Source organism: Streptomyces sp. NPDC045899, assembly GCF_056431485.1.
The window spans coordinates 92036-106442 of sequence record NZ_JBWKKP010000016.1; the positions used below are offsets into that span (position 1 = coordinate 92036).

The window sequence follows — 14407 nt, forward strand, 5'->3', positions numbered from 1 at the left end:
AAATCCGATCACCCCCTATTCCTAACACTTCCGCCAGCGGGAGGTGAGGGGTTCGGGGAGTCGGATCGCGGGGCTCCGCTCAGCGAGACGATCCTTTCACAGGGCGCGTTCGCCCCCATGCGGTGGGTGTGCGGCCACCGGGCCGCGTGCGGCGGCCCGGTGGCGCGGGGTGCTCCCGCGGTGACGCGCGGCGATCAGAGGAAGCTGACGTTCTGGGCGAGGGCCAGCCGGCTGGAGTAGTTGATGGTGTTGGTCGCCGGACGCATATAGGCGCGCCAGGCGTCGGAGCCGGACTCCCGTCCGCCACCGGTCTCCTTCTCCCCGCCGAAGGCCCCGCCGATCTCGGCTCCGGAGGTGCCGATGTTGACGTTGGCGATCCCGCAGTCGGAGCCCTCCGCGGACAGGAAGTACTCGGCCTCCTGCTGGTCACGGGTGAAGATGCTGGACGACAGGCCCTGGGGGACGTCGTTGTGGAGCGCCACGGCCTCTTCGAGGGTGTCGTAGGTCAGGACGTAGAGGACGGGTGCGAAGGTCTCCTCCCGGACGACGGGGGTCTGTGCGTCGACGCGGACGATCGCCGGTTCGACGTAACCGGCGTGCGGGGCGCGGTCGGCCAGCCGCCGCTCGCCGCCGGCCAGCAGGGTGCCGCCTTCGGCCTGTGCGCGGTCCAGGGCGTCGCGCATGGTGTCGAGCGACCGGGTGGAGATCAGCGGGCCGACGAGGGTGCCCTCGTCGAACGGGTCGCCGATGGGCAGCTTGCGGTAGGCGGCGGTCAGCCGGTCGACCAGGGTGTCGGCGATGTCGCGGTGGACGATCAGCCGCCGCAGGGTGGTGCAGCGCTGTCCGGCGGTGCCCGCGGCGGCGAAGACGATGCCCTGGACGGCGAGGTCGAGGTCGGCCGACGGCGCGACGACGGCCGCGTTGTTGCCGCCCAGCTCCAGCAGGGTGCGGCCGAACCGGGCGGCCACCCGGGGGCCGACCTCGCGGCCCATGCGGGTCGAGCCGGTGGCGCTGACGAGGGCCACCCGCGGGTCGTCGACCAGCCGCTCGCCGATCGCGCGGTCGCCGAGCAGCAGCCGGTGCACATCGCGCGGGGCCCCGGTGTCCTCGGCGGCCCGCGCCAGCAGCCGGTCACAGGCCAGTGAGATCAGCGGGGTGAGCTCGGAGGGCTTCCACACGACGGTGTCACCGCAGGCCAGGGCGACGGCGGTGTTCCACGACCAGACGGCGGCGGGGAAGTTGAACGCGGAGATCACCCCAACCACGCCGAGCGGGTGCCAGGTCTCGGCGAGCCGGTGTCCGGGGCGTTCGGAGGCGATGGTGCGGCCGTAGAGCTGGCGGGACAGCCCGACCGCGAAGTCACAGATGTCGATCATCTCCTGGACCTCGCCCAGCGCCTCGGAGCGGATCTTGCCCGCCTCGATGGTGATGAGGTCGGCCAGGTCGCTCTTGTGGTCGCGCAGCAGCTCACCGAGGCGGCGGACGAGTTCACCGCGGCGCGGGGCGGGGGTGACGCGCCAGGTGAGGAAGGCGGCGCGGGCGGCCTCGAGCGCCTCCTCGGTCCCGGCCTCGGTGGCGGCGGCGAGCCCGAAGAGGTCCTCACCGGTGATGGGGGTGCGGGCGTGGAAGTCACTGCCCTCGGCGGGGGTGACGCCGACCCGGCGCAGGCTCGTCAGGGCGCGGTCGCGCAGGGCCTCGGTGGTGGGAAGGGCGGGGGTGGTCATGGTGCTCCCTGGTGGTGTCGGGGTGGTCGGGTGGTCGATCGCCCGGGGTACGGGGCGCGCGGGACGGGCCGGACCGTGGTCAGCGGGGCGCGGTGAGCAGGTCCAGCTCCCGGGCGACCCGGTCGAGGGACTGGTTCTGCTGCCGCTCGTAGAGGGCGTAGGGGTCCAGGACCTCGCGTCCGATGGCGCCGGAGAGCCAGGCACTGTCATAGGCGGCGCCCTCGTGCTCGGTGTTCTTGGAGCCCTCACCGCTGAGGTTGGACTGGAAGATCCCGGCCGCGGAGCGGGGCAGGAAGTCCTCGTAGACGATGGGTTCGGCGCGCACCCAGCCCTGGTCCAGGAGTTCTCCGAGGGTGGTGGGCGCGGGGCCGGACGGGCGGTCCGCGGCGGCGTGGTAGGTGAAGTAGCCCAGACCGCGCCGGGCCAGTTCGGCCTCGCTGCCGGGGAAGTCCTCGGCCCACAGGGCGCGGGCCAGCTCGCCGCGGTCGGCGGCGGGGTGCCGGGCGGCCTGTTCGTCCGTCCGGGCCAGCAGGGCGTCGTAGCGGGCGCGGCCCTCCCGGGTGAGGGCGATGCCGCGCGCTTCGACCTCGCCGAACCGGACCCGCAGGGCGCCGCTGGTGACGCTGCCGTCGGGGGCGCGCAGGGCGCGGGGTTCGGCCAGGGCGCGGAAGGAGGTCTGGCGCAGCAGGACGTCGGGGCCGCTCCAGCGCGGGGGTCCCTGGATGGTGTCGATCATCTCGATCCCGCGGTCGGTCATCCGCCGGTACAGCTCGTCGATGTCCAGCACCCGGGGGGTGAGGTGGTTGATGTGGGTGCTGCGGACACCGCCGATGTCGGCGGCGACGGCGGAGACCTTCTCCAGCGTCTCGTACCAGCCCCGGTCGATGGGTTCGCGGGACAGCTCGAAGGACCGGACCGCGAGCCGGAGGAAGCGTTCGGCGTCCTCATCGGGGAGGCCGCGGTCGGCCGCCGCGCGGTCGGCGAGGGTGAGCAGCTCCGGCGGGAAGAGCGTGCGGGAGGCGAGGAAGGTCTCCAGCCGGGCCCGCAGTGCGGCGTCGAAGAACCGGGGGTCGGCGGGGGTGAGCATGGAGGTGAAGACGCGGAAGGGGTTGCGCGCCAGTTCCTCGCCGTCGACGGGGCGGAAGGCGGTGGAGACGACGGGGACGGCGCTGGCGGCGGCTTCGCGCAGATCGTAGAAGCCGACGGGGTGCATCCCGAGCGCACCGAAGATCCGGGCGACCTGTTCCAGTTCCGCCGGGGTGCCGACCCGGATGGCGCCGTGGCGTTCGGCGGTGACGCGGCTGATGGAGCCGAGGCGTTCGGCGCCCGCGCCCTCGGCGCGCAGCACGTCCTCGTTCACCTCGTGGGAGACGTCCACGAGGGTGGTGTAGGCGGGGACTTCCTGGCCGTACATGTCCGAGAGCCGCCTCGCGAACGCGGCTCGCAGCTGCCACTGGCTGATCATGTGCGGGGCTGCCTTTCGGTCGGGTGCGGATGCGTACCGGTGGTGCGGGGTTCACACCACATGGGCCTCGGGGCGGGTCTCGGCGCCGCTGGTGAACCGGTCGGCTCCGAACGGGGTGACATCCACGCAGGGTTCCCGTTCCAGGTGCAGATCGCGCACGATCTCGCCGACGGCGGGGGCCTGGAGGAAGCCGTGGCCGGAGAAGCCGGTGGCGTAGAGGAAGTTGCCGACCTCGGTGGAGCGGCCGATGAGCGCGTTGTGGTCGGGGGTCACCTCGTAGAGCCCGGCCCATCCCCCGGCGATCTCCATATCGGCCAGCTCCGGGGCGAGCAGCCGGGCGCGGTCCCGGAACAGCTCCAGCCACTCGGGGGTCCAGGTGGTGTCGAAGCCGTCGGGCTGGCCGGGGTCGGCCAGGCCGAGCAGCAGACCGTCATCGCTGTTGTGGAAGTACGCCGAGGAGGCGAAGTCGATGGTGAACGGGATACGGGGGGCGGCGCACGGGGCGGTGAAGGCGAGTTGGCGGCGGACCGGGCGGACCGGGAGGCTGACCCCGACCATGTCGCCGATCCCGGCGGACCAGGCGCCCGCGGCACAGACCACGGTGGCGCAGGAGATGGTGCCGCGGTCGGTGTGCACGGCGGTGACCCGGTCACCGGTGGTGTCCATCCCGGTGACGGTGGTCCCGGTGGCGAAGGTGACGCCCGCGCGGGCGGCGGCGGTGGCGTAGCCGTGGACGACCAGACCGGGGCGGGCATGGCCGTCCTGCGGTGAGTGGACGGCGGCCAGCACGCGGTCGGTGGTCACGTACGGGCACAGTTGCCGGGCCTCGGCGGGGCCGATCACACGGCTGGGGACGCCCAGCGCGTTCTGGACGGCCACGCATCGCTCGAAGTCGGCCACCTGCCGCTCGTCGGTGAGCAGGAAGAGGTAGCCGACGGTATCGAGCCGGATGTCCGCGCCGGGGCGGCGGGGGAAGTCCTGGTAGGCGCGCAGACTGCGGCTGCCCAGTTCGATGTTGAGGGGGTCGGAGAACTGGGCGCGGACGCCGCCGATCGGTTTGCCCGAGCTGCCGCTCGCCAGCTCGGCGCGTTCGACGACGACGATGCGCCGCACGCCCGCTTCGGCGAGGTGGAAGGCGACGGAGGCGCCCATGACGCCGCCGCCGATGATCACGACATCTGCGGTGGCCGGGACGGTGCCGCGGGTGGGTGAGATGGACAAGGGCCGATCCCTCCAATGGCCGGTGCCGGGGCCCGGGGACGGAGTCCGCGCGGGGGGCGGCAGGGGCAGCGGTGCGATTGCTCGAGGTGCTGATCAGCTGGCTGCCCGTCATCGTGACCCACCCCGACCGTTGACGTCCATGAACGATGAGTGCGGCTTTTCTTTTAGGATCCGTATATGGACTGGACGAGTGCCCAGTTGCGGTCACTGGTGGAACTGACCCGGCGCGGCACCATCACCGCGGTCGCGGAGGCGCTGGGATACACCCCCGGCGGGGTGTCCCAGCAGATCGCCGCGCTGGAGCGGGCCACCGGGATGGAGCTGCTGCACCGGGTCGGACGGCGGGTGGAGCTCACCGACGCGGGAGTGACCCTGGCTCGCCACGCCGAGCGGATCCTGGCCACCGAGGCGGAGGCGGTCGAAGCGCTGGAGCGGTCCCGCAACGAGGTGTCCGGGGTGCTGTCGGTGGGCCTGTTCGCCACCGCGGCGGCCGAGATCCTGCCGCTGGCGCTGCGCCGGGCGCGGCTCAGCCATCCGGAGCTGACGGTGCACAGCCGCGACATGGACGTGGACGAGGTGTACGACGCGGTCGCCACCGGTGGTGTGGACCTGGCGCTGGGCCTGGACTATCCGGATGTGCCGATCCCCCGTGACCCGGCACTGCGGGTGATGCAGCTGTACCGGGAGCGGTTCTCGCTCGCGGTGCCCACCGGGACGATGCCCGGCCGCGCGGTGGTGGGTCTGGCGGACACCCAGGACCTGGGCTGGATCCTGCCGTCGGCGGAGAGCTACTACGGGCGCGCGGTGCGCACCGCCTGCCGCCGGGCGGGTATCGAGCCCGATGTGCGCCATGTGGTGACGGACACCGCGGCGACCCTGGCCCTGGTGGAGGCGGGCATCGGGGTGAGCACCGTGACGGATCTGATGCTCAGGCTGCGTGCCTCGCGGTTCGACGTGGTGGAGCTGAGGGAGCGGGTGGAGCGTCACATCGTGGTGGTGTTCCGGTCCTCGGCCGAGCGCCGTCCCACGGTGTCCGCGCTGGTCGAGGTGTTGCGGGCGGTGGCAGCCGACCGGGGCGGCGGCCGCGGCTGAGGGGCCGGGGCGGCAACGGTCCGCCACCGGCCCGGCCGCCGTGCGCGGGTGGTGCACCAGGACCCCTTGGTCTCAGGGCCGCAAGGTGTCGCGCTGCCACGTCTTTTGCGGGCGGCGGGTCGTGGGCGAGGGTTCCGGCCAGTGGTGACCCACACCACGACGCCGGGCCGTCGTGCCCGTCGTTGCCTGACAGGGAGCGATCGATGTCCCCCGCCAACACACCGAAGCCGCCGCGGTCGGCGCTGCTGGGCAGCGGACCGCGGGGAATCTTCCGGCGCACACTCCCCTCCGAACAGCCCGCGGGCGAACGCATGGTGCGCACCCTGGGCCTCACCCAGCTGACGATGATCGGCATCGGCGCCATCATCGGGGCCGGGATCTTCAGCCTGGCCGCGGCCGTGGCCCGTGATGTGGCCGGTCCGGCGGTGCTGATCTCGTTCCTGGTAGCGGGGGCGGCGTCGCTGTGCGCGGCGTTCGCCTACGCCGAGTTCGCGGGGATGGTCCCCAAGGCGGGCTCCTCCTACACCTACTGCGCCGCGGTCCTGGGGGAGGTCGTGGGCTGGATCGTGGGCTGGGACCTGCTGCTGGAGTACACCGCCATCGTGGCGGTGGTGGCCATCGGGATGTCGGGCTATCTGGGGTTCCTGCTGGACGCGGTCGGCATCCATCTGCCGACGTGGGCGCTGGGTGCGCCAGGCACCGGCTCGGGGCACCGGATCGACCTGCTGGCGGTGGCGATCTGTCTGGGCGTGGCCTGGCTGCTGACCCGCGGCACCCGTACCTCGGCCCGGGTGGAGACGGTGCTGACCATCGTGAAGATCGCCATCGTGCTGGTGGTGATCGTGGTCGGGTTCACCAAGGTGGACTCCGGGAACCTGCATCCGTTCGCCCCGTTCGGTCTCGGCGGTGCGTTCACCGGGGCGGCGACCGTGTTCTTCGCGGTGTTCGGCTATGACGCGCTGAGCACGGCCGCGGAGGAGTCGGTGGAGGCCCGCAGCAAGCTGCCGAAGGCGATGATGCTGTCGCTGGCCGTCTCGATGGTGCTCTACGTCCTGGTGTGCGTCGTGCTCACCGGGATGCAGCACTACAGCGAGCTCAACCCCAGCAGCGGTATCTCCAGCGCCTTCCAGAGCGTGGGCCTGAGCGGACTGGCCAATGTGATCGCGGTCGGCGCGGTCATCGGCATCGTCACGGTGACGTTCTCGTTCATGATGGGCGCCGCCCGGCTGTGGTACGCGCTCAGCCGGGACGGGCTGATGCCCGCGTGGTTCGGCGCCATCCATCCCAAGCGCAAGGTGCCGCACCGGGCCACCTGGCTGATCGGCATCGTCTCCGCGGTGCTGGCCGGACTGCTGCCCATCAACGCGGTGGCCGAACTGACCAATATCGGGGTGCTGCTGGCGTTCGTCGTGGTGTCCGCCTCGGTGCTGGTCCTGCGCTACCGCAAGCCGCAGCTGACCCGCACGTTCCGGTGCCCGGGGATGCCGGTGGTTCCGGTGCTGGGCATCGTGTTCTCGGTCTGGCTGATGTCCTTCCTCCAGTGGCAGACCTGGGTGCGGCTGGGTTGCTGGCTGGTGGTGGGGCTGGTGCTGTACGCCGCGTACGGATACCGCCGTACCCGTCAGGTGATGCCGGGCGGTTCGGTGGACCTGGACGCGCTGGAGCACATGTCCGACACCGATGACATCGATGACACCGGAGCGCGCGGTGACGGCGGCGGGGACACCGCCCCGGCCTCGGCCCGCTAGCGCGGACGGGGACGGGGACGGGCCGGTGGCGATGTCGCCGGGCCGTCCCCTCCGCCGTCCTCCACCGCTCCGACGGGCCGCAGATACGGCTCCTCGCGGGGCACCGCCCGCCGCAGCGCCTCCAGCACCGTGCCGAGCAGCGGGTTGCTGTTCTCGTCACGGTGCAGGGCCAGCACGGTGCGGTGGGCGGAGCGTCGGGTGAGCCGGGTGGCCTCGATGGGCGCGCTGTCCTTGTGGCCGAGGGCCGGGACCACGGCCACTCCGAGGCCGCTGGACACCAACTCCCGGACCACGTCGTAGTTGTTGCTGCGGAAGACCACATCGGCGTCGAACCCGGCCGCCGCGCACAGCCGGGTCAGTGACACCGCCCCGCCGGTGTCCTCCCGGCTGGTGATCCAGCGGGCGCGGGCCAGTTGGGGCAGCTCCGCGCCGAGTCCGCTGCCGCGGGCGCGCAGCAGGACCAGGTCCTCGCGCAGCAGCGGGTGGCGGGTGAGTCCGTCGGGCCAGTGCCGGGGGCTGAGCCCGTACTCGTAGACCACGGCGATGTCCAGATCGCCCTGGACGAGCAGGGCGATCAGCTCGTCCGGTTCGCCCTCGGCGAGCTGGATCTCCGCCCGGGGCAGGGCGGCGACCGCCGCGGACAGGGCGGCGGGCACCAGCCGGACCCCGGCGGTGGGGAAGGTGCCCAGCCGCAGCCGTCCCACGGTGCCGGTGGCCAGCTCCCGCACCTGGTGGTCCAGGTCGTCCAGGGCGGCCAGGACCCGGGCGCTGAGGTCGACCAGCCGGTGGGCGGCGGTGGTGGCGCGGATGCCGTGCGGCTCGCGTTCGAACAGCACCAGGCCGGTCTCCTTCTCCAGCGCGGAGATCTGCTGGGAGATGGCGGACGCGGTGTAGCCGAGGTCGCGGGCGGCGATGGCGAACGATCCGCTGCGGACGACGGCCTTCAGGGTGATCAGATGCAGAGGCTTGAGCATTCCGGCTCCCCAGGGCGCTCCTGAATGACAGGGGGACCGAGCATAAGCGCACTCCGCCCAGCATAAGCGTTCCTATGTCTCGCACCTCATTTCCTTCGCGCTGCTGGCCCTTGTGGTGGCCCGGAGCGGGCGCGGATCGTGGTCGGGACCCGGCCGCGGAGCACACGGCCGGTGCGTCTTCCCCGGAGGAGCGGACACACGTGACGACGTCAGCGCAGGACACCCGCCGGACTCCCGAGGCGGCGGCGGTGGCCGAGGCCCTGGACCGGGCGGACTGCGGTGAGGTGGCCGGGGACGCCGGGCGCCGTGCGCAGTACGCGGCCGACGCCTCCAACTACCGGCGGGTCCCGCTGGCGGTGGTGTTCCCGCGCGACCGGGAGCAGGTGCTGCGCGCGGTGGCGGTCTGCCGCCGGCTGGGGGTGCCGGTCACCGTGCGCGGCGCGGGCACCAGCACCTCGGGCCAGGCCGTCGGATCGGGTGTGGTGCTGGATGTCTCCCGCCACTTCAACAAGCTGCTCTCCCTGGACCCGGTGGCCCGCACCGCGACCGTGCAGCCGGGGATCGTGCTGGACGAGCTCCAGGCGGCGGCCGCCGGACACGGGCTGCTGTTCGGTGCCGACCCCTCCACCCACAGCCGCTGCACCCTGGGCGGGATGATCGGCAACAACGCGTGCGGATCGCATTCGGTGGCCTGGGGCCGCACCGCCGACAACGTGGTCGAGCTGGAGGTGCTGACGTACCGGGGCACGGCGGTCCGGCTCGGTCCGATGACCCGCGCCGAGATCGACGAGGCGGTCGCCGCGGACGACGACCGCGGACGGCTGATCGGCGCGCTGGACACCCTGGCCCGGCGCCATCTGGAGGTGCTCCGCACCGAACTGGGCCGGTTTCCGCGGCAGGTGTCGGGCTACGCGCTGGAACACCTGCTGCCCGAGAACCGGTTCAACCTCGCGCGGGCCCTGGTGGGCAGTGAGGGCACCCTGGCCGTGGTGCTCTCCGCGACCGTGCAGCTCATCGCCCCTCCCCCGGCGCGGGCGCTGGTGGTCCTCGGGTACCGGGACGTCTACGCCGCGGCCGACGCGGTGCCCGCCCTGCTGGAACACCGGCCACTGGCCCTGGAGGGGCTGGACCACGCGCTCACCGACATCGTCACCCGGCCCGCGACCCGGGCGGCCGTCGACTCCCTGCCACCCGGCTCCCGGGCCTGGCTGTTCGCCGAACTCGGCGGCACGGCCGAGGAGTTGGATGCCCGGGCGGCGGCCCTGAGCGCGGCGGCCCGGGAGACGGCCGGGTTCACCGGCGGTGAGGTCGTCACCGACCCCGGGCGCGCCCGGCGGCTGTGGCGGATCCGCGAGGACGGCGCGGGGCTCGCGACCCGGCTGCCGGACGGGTCCGAGGCGTGGCCCGGCTGGGAGGACGCCGCCGTACCCCCCGAGCGGCTGGGCTCCTACCTGCGCGGGTTCACCGGTCTGCTGGACCGGCACGGACTGCGTGGAGCGGTGTACGGACACTTCGGCGAGGGCTGTCTGCATGTGCGCATCGACTTCGACTTCGGCACCGGGAAGGGCACCGCGGCCTTCCGCGCCTTCGTCACCGCCGCCGCCGCGCTGACGGCCGCGCACGGGGGTTCGCTCTCCGGTGAGCACGGGGACGGCCAGGCCCGTTCGGAGCTGCTCCCCCTGATGTACGGGCCCGGGGTCATCGGGCTCTTCGAGGAGTTCAAGAACATCTGGGATCCGGACCACGGGCTCAACCCGGGCATCATCACCCGGCCGTTGCCGCTGGACGGCAATCTGCGCGTCGCCCACCACCGCACCCCGCTCCCCCTGGCCACCGTCTTCCCGTTCCGCGCCGACGGCGGTGACTTCGCCAAGGCCACCCGCCGCTGCGTGGGTGTCGGCGCGTGCCGTTCGACCGCCCAGCGCGGCGATGTGATGTGCCCGAGCTACCGGGTGACACGGGACGAGAAGGACTCCACCCGCGGCCGGGCGCGGCTGCTGTACGAGATGACACAGGGTGAGGTGATCACCGACGGCTGGCGGTCCACCGAGGTCCGTGACGCCCTGGACCTGTGTCTGTCCTGCAAGGGATGCAGCAGCGACTGCCCGGTCGGGGTGGACATGGCCACCTACAAGTCCGAGTTCCTGTACCACCACTACCGGGGGCGGCTGCGCCCGGCGTCCCACTACTCCATGGGCTGGCTGCCGCTGCTGTCCCGGGTGGCGGCGCGGATGCCACGGCTGGTCAACGCCCTCACCGCCTCCCGGTTCGCCCCGCTGCTCAAACGGCTCGGCGGAATCGCCCCACAGCGGGAGATCCCGCGCTTCGCCGACCGCACCTTCCTGGAGTGGTTCCGCCACCGGACCCCTCAGGGCGACGGCCGGCGCGGTCCGGTGGTGCTGTGGGTGGACTCGTTCAACAACCACTTCTCCCCGGAGGTGCTGCGCGCCGGGGTGGCCGTTCTGGAGAGCGCCGGATACCGGGTGCGGGTCCCCGACGGCACCCAGTGCTGCGGACTGACCTGGATCACCACCGGGCAGCTCGGTGTGGCGCGCCGGATCGCCGGGCGCACCGCCGCCGCGCTCGGTCCCGCGGCCCGGGCCGGGATACCGGTGGTGGGTCTGGAGCCGAGCTGTACGGCGGCGCTGCGCGGTGACCTGCCGGAGCTGCTGGACGGCGACACGGACGCGGCCGCCGTCGCACAGGCCACCGTCTCCCTGGCCGAACTCCTTCTCGAGCACGCCCCGGACTGGCGGCCCCCCGAGGTCGCGGCCCGGAGCATCAGCCAGACCCACTGCCATCAGCACGCCACCTCGGGTTTCGGTGCGGACGCCGCGCTGCTGCGCCGGATGGGCGTGGACAACACCGCGCTGGACTCCGGATGCTGTGGGCTGGCGGGCAACTTCGGCTTCGAGCGCGGGCACTACGAGGTGTCCGTGGCCGCGGGGGAACAGGTGCTGCTGCCCGCGGTGCGCGAGGCCGCCCCCGATACGGCCGTCCTCGCCGACGGTTTCAGCTGCCGCACCCAGATCGGCCAGCACACCGACCGCCGCGGGCTGCATCTGGCCCAGCTCATCGCGGCGGCCCTGCCGCCCCCGCCGGCCGCGGACACCGCCCGCGCGTCCCGGGGACCCGGCTCCGACCAGGGACACACCTCCGAGGGACAGGAAGACACCCGTGACTGACGCACTCTCGCTCATCGACGACTGGGGCCCGGAGAAGGTCGTGGTGGTCTCCCACCGGCGCACCGGTATGAAGGGCGTGCTGGTCATCGACAACACCGCGCGCGGCATCGGCAAGGGCGGTACGCGGATGGCGCCCGGGGTGACCGTCCAGGAGGTGGCGCGGCTGGCCCGGGTGATGACCTGGAAGTGGGCGGGCGTGGACCTGTTCTACGGGGGCGCCAAGGCGGGCATCGTGGCCGATCCCGCCTCCCCCGACAAGGAGGCGGTGCTGCGTGCCTTCGCGCGGGCGCTGTCCAACGAGGTGCCGCGCGAGTATGTGATGGGTCTGGACATGGGGCTGACCGAGTGCGACGCGGCCATCATCCAGGACGAGCTGGGCGACCGGGGGGCCGCCGTCGGCACCCCGGAACACCTGGGCGGCGTGGCCTACGACAAGCTCGGTGTCACCGGCTACGGAGTGGCCGAGGCCGCCGACGCGGCGGCGGGCGGCCTGGGGCTGCCGCTGGCCGGGGCACGGGTGGCGATCCAGGGGTTCGGCGCGGTGGGCAGTGCCGCCGCCCGCCGCTTCGCCGAGCTGGGCGCCGCCGTGGTGGCGGTGTCCACCGCCCACGGCTGTCTGCACGATCCCACCGGGCTGGACGTGGCGGAGCTGCTGGCCGCCCGTGAGGAACACGGCGACCATTTCGTCACCCGCCACCGCGGGGGCACCGCGCTGCCGCCCGGCGCCGAGCTGACGGCCGACTGCGACGTCCTGGTCCCGGCCGCGCTCCAGGACGTCATCAGCCGGGACACCGCCCGGCAGATCAAGGCCCGGGTGGTGGTGGAGGGGGCGAACCTCCCCACGTCCGAGGAGGCGCAGGGCATCCTCGCGGAGCGGGGTGTCACCGTGATTCCCGACTTCGTGGCCAACGCCGGGGGCGTCGTGGCGGCCGCCTTCGCCATGGACGCCCGCTACTCCGGCTTCCGCCCGGACACGGCCGCCATCTTCGAGACGGTGTCGGCGCGGCTGCGCGCCAACGCGGTGACCGTCCTGGCGGAGGCGCGCCGCCGGTCCACCACCCCGCACACCGCAGGCCGCGGTCTGGCCGAGGAGCGGGTCCGCGCCGCGATGCGCAGCAAGGGGCGGCTGCCCCGCGGCTGACCGGTCCGCGCGCCGGCGGCCGGGCCCGGCACGGGGCGCTGCGCGCCGCCCTGGGTCACGCTGGAGGGGGGACGGTGACCGTGGGGCGGGAGGCGGCTCCCGCACCGCACCGGACACAGGAGGCGTGGGTGCACTCGAGGTGACGGTCTGGAACCGGTGGTCCCGGCGGCTCCAGGAGGCCGTGGAGCGGCCGGTGACCGCCGAGGGCCTGATGGCGGAGCACCAGGGCAGGGCGGGACTGCTCGCCCTGGTCCCCGGGCTGCTGATGGCCGGGGGTGTGCTGGCGGACATGCTCGGCCCGGTGCCCTACACCGGGCTGCCGCTGCTGGCCGCCGCCCCGCTCGTCGGGTGCATGGTGCTGCCGTTCCGGGGTGCCGTGATCACCGCGGTATGTGCCTGTGTGGTGTCGGTGGCCACGGACCTGCTGGTGGACCGGCCGGTACTGGCGCTGGTGGTGGATCTGCTGGACGTGGCGGTGATCAGTGTTATCGCGCTGTGGCTGAAGTGGGTGGTGCGCCGCCAGGGGCGGCGGTTTGCGGCGGTGCGGGCGGTCGCCGAGGTGGCGCAGCGCGCCGTGCTGCCACCCCTGCCCGCGCGGGTGGGAGCGCTGTCGGTGGCCACCCGGTACGAGTGCGCGTACGCGGAGGCGCAGATCGGCGGCGACTTCTTCGCGGTGCGCTCCTCGCCGTTCGGGGTCCGCGCGCTGATCGGGGACGTCCGCGGCAAGGGGTTGCCCGCGGTGTCCGCGATGGCGGTGGCGACCAGCGCCTTCCGGGAGGCGGCCGGCCGGATGCCGTCGCTGGACGCGCTGGCGGACCACCTGGACCGGGGGCTGGCGCGGTTCGCGGAGGACACCGGGGACGGCCCGGACGCGCTGGAGCGGTTCGCCACCGCGGTGCTGGTGGAGATCGAGGTGGCGGACGGGGTGCTGCGGGTGTGCAACCGGGGCCATCCGCCGCCCTATCTGCTCCGGGACGGCACGGTGCGGTCCCTGGAGTCCGCGGAGGCCGGGCTGCCGCTGGGGCTGGGACTGCCCGAGGGCGAGCTGCCGCCCGGCACCGACACCTTCGCCTTCCGCCGGGGCGACTACCTGCTGCTGGTGACGGACGGGGTGACCGAGGCCCGGAACAGCGAGGGCGCGTACTACGACCCGTGCGCCGGACTGTCCGGCCGGGGTTTCCGCGGGGCGTCGCACCTGGTGGACACGCTCGTCGCGGAGGTCACCGCCTGGACCGGCGGCCAGCGGCAGGACGACATGGCGATCCTGGCGCTCACCCCGGACCCCGTCCCGCGGTCCGCGTCACCGTCCCCGCCGTAGCCTCCCGTCCCCGGTCGCGCGCGTCAGACGTCGAGCCGCAGCGCCACCTCGGACATCGTCGCGCGGGCCGCGGCCAGGTCGACCCGGCCGCGGTCGGCCACCAGGTACATGAACACGCCCTGCCGGGCGCGCTGGCTGAGCGGTCTGATCACGTGGTACTCGGTGTCCAGGGTGACCACGATGTCCTCGAGGCGGTCGGGGCTGTAGCCGAGCAGTTCGAGGGTGGAGAGCTTGGCGCGCAGCACATCGGTGTCGCCGTAGGCCACCTTCTCCAGGTCCGGCCCCTTGGTGGTCTGCGCGGCTCCGAGGGTGATCCGGCTCAGATAGTCGACGAGCGAGGCCGCCAGCACGCCCTCGACACGCATGACATCACGCAGCGCGTCCTCGATGTCGGTCATGGCCCATCGTCCTCCCCGGAGGTGAGAGGGTGCGATGCCGACCGGACGGTCCTGGTGCGCCCCGTACGGCCCCCGATCGTGGAATGCCCTCATCTCAGGTCAGGACAAATCCATATATCATCCTTGCACAAGGTGGCGTCC

10 protein-coding genes are annotated in these 14407 nt (G+C 73.2%); 5 read left to right on the plus strand and 5 right to left on the minus strand.

Features of this window, described 5'->3' with window-relative positions:
• Positions 1 to 194: 194 nt before the first annotated feature.
• The 3 genes from amaB to AC07FT_RS23685 all read right to left on the minus strand — a co-directional run bounded on the left by amaB (position 195) and on the right by AC07FT_RS23685 (position 4410).
• A complete protein-coding gene (gene amaB / locus AC07FT_RS23675; protein ID WP_479177976.1) occupies positions 195 to 1724 on the minus strand; it encodes an L-piperidine-6-carboxylate dehydrogenase in 1530 nt (509 codons plus the stop codon).
• A 79-nt stretch (positions 1725 to 1803) separates the two neighbouring features.
• A complete protein-coding gene (gene hglS / locus AC07FT_RS23680) occupies positions 1804 to 3189 on the minus strand; it encodes a 2-oxoadipate dioxygenase/decarboxylase (RefSeq protein WP_479177977.1) in 1386 nt (461 codons plus the stop codon).
• Between the two features lie 51 nt (positions 3190 to 3240).
• Positions 3241 to 4410, minus strand: a complete 1170-nt coding sequence (locus AC07FT_RS23685; protein WP_479177978.1) for an NAD(P)/FAD-dependent oxidoreductase — start codon at positions 4408 to 4410, stop codon at positions 3241 to 3243.
• A 177-nt stretch (positions 4411 to 4587) separates the two neighbouring features.
• On the opposite strand from AC07FT_RS23685, the gene AC07FT_RS23690 reads away from it, so the two are divergent.
• On the plus strand, positions 4588 to 5502 hold the full coding sequence (locus tag AC07FT_RS23690) for a LysR family transcriptional regulator (protein ID WP_479177979.1): 915 nt from the start codon (positions 4588 to 4590) through the stop codon (positions 5500 to 5502).
• Between the two features lie 311 nt (positions 5503 to 5813).
• Complete coding sequence (locus AC07FT_RS23695) at positions 5814 to 7250, plus strand: amino acid permease (RefSeq protein ID WP_479178036.1); 1437 nt, start codon at positions 5814 to 5816, stop codon at positions 7248 to 7250.
• On the opposite strand, the gene AC07FT_RS23700 is transcribed toward AC07FT_RS23695, so the two are convergent.
• Entirely contained in the window at positions 7247 to 8224 is a 978-nt protein-coding gene (locus AC07FT_RS23700) for a LysR family transcriptional regulator (RefSeq protein WP_479177980.1), read from the minus strand. The genes AC07FT_RS23695 and AC07FT_RS23700 overlap by 4 nt on opposite strands.
• A 200-nt stretch (positions 8225 to 8424) precedes the next feature.
• Between AC07FT_RS23700 and AC07FT_RS23705 the strand changes: the two genes are divergently transcribed.
• The 3 genes from AC07FT_RS23705 to AC07FT_RS23715 all read left to right on the plus strand — a co-directional run bounded on the left by AC07FT_RS23705 (position 8425) and on the right by AC07FT_RS23715 (position 13868).
• Positions 8425 to 11409, plus strand: a complete 2985-nt coding sequence (locus AC07FT_RS23705) for an FAD-binding and (Fe-S)-binding domain-containing protein (protein ID WP_479177981.1) — start codon at positions 8425 to 8427, stop codon at positions 11407 to 11409.
• Positions 11402 to 12550, plus strand: coding sequence for a Glu/Leu/Phe/Val family dehydrogenase (locus tag AC07FT_RS23710; RefSeq protein WP_479177982.1), 1149 nt, complete (start codon positions 11402 to 11404; stop codon positions 12548 to 12550). Before AC07FT_RS23705 ends, AC07FT_RS23710 begins: the two co-directional genes overlap by 8 nt.
• A gap of 124 nt (positions 12551 to 12674) precedes the next feature.
• Positions 12675 to 13868 carry a PP2C family protein-serine/threonine phosphatase gene (locus tag AC07FT_RS23715; protein WP_479177983.1) on the plus strand — a complete coding sequence of 398 codons (1194 nt, stop codon included), beginning with the start codon at positions 12675 to 12677 and terminating at the stop codon, positions 13866 to 13868.
• Between the two features lie 23 nt (positions 13869 to 13891).
• Here the strand turns inward: AC07FT_RS23715 and AC07FT_RS23720 are convergent, their stop codons facing one another.
• Positions 13892 to 14266 (minus strand): hypothetical protein, encoded by a 375-nt coding sequence (locus AC07FT_RS23720; protein ID WP_479177984.1) that lies wholly within the window; start codon positions 14264 to 14266, stop codon positions 13892 to 13894.
• Between the last annotated feature and the right edge of the window lie 141 nt (positions 14267 to 14407).

Coding starts and splice junctions, on each gene's coding strand:
- amaB (WP_479177976.1), bottom strand. CDS start 1,724: ATGACCACCCCCGCCCTTCCCACCACCGAGGCCCTGCGCGACCGCGCC.
- hglS (WP_479177977.1), bottom strand. CDS start 3,189: ATGATCAGCCAGTGGCAGCTGCGAGCCGCGTTCGCGAGGCGGCTCTCG.
- AC07FT_RS23690 (WP_479177979.1), top strand. CDS start 4,588: ATGGACTGGACGAGTGCCCAGTTGCGGTCACTGGTGGAACTGACCCGG.
- AC07FT_RS23695 (WP_479178036.1), top strand. CDS start 5,814: ATGGTGCGCACCCTGGGCCTCACCCAGCTGACGATGATCGGCATCGGC.
- AC07FT_RS23700 (WP_479177980.1), bottom strand. CDS start 8,224: ATGCTCAAGCCTCTGCATCTGATCACCCTGAAGGCCGTCGTCCGCAGC.
- AC07FT_RS23720 (WP_479177984.1), bottom strand. CDS start 14,266: ATGACCGACATCGAGGACGCGCTGCGTGATGTCATGCGTGTCGAGGGC.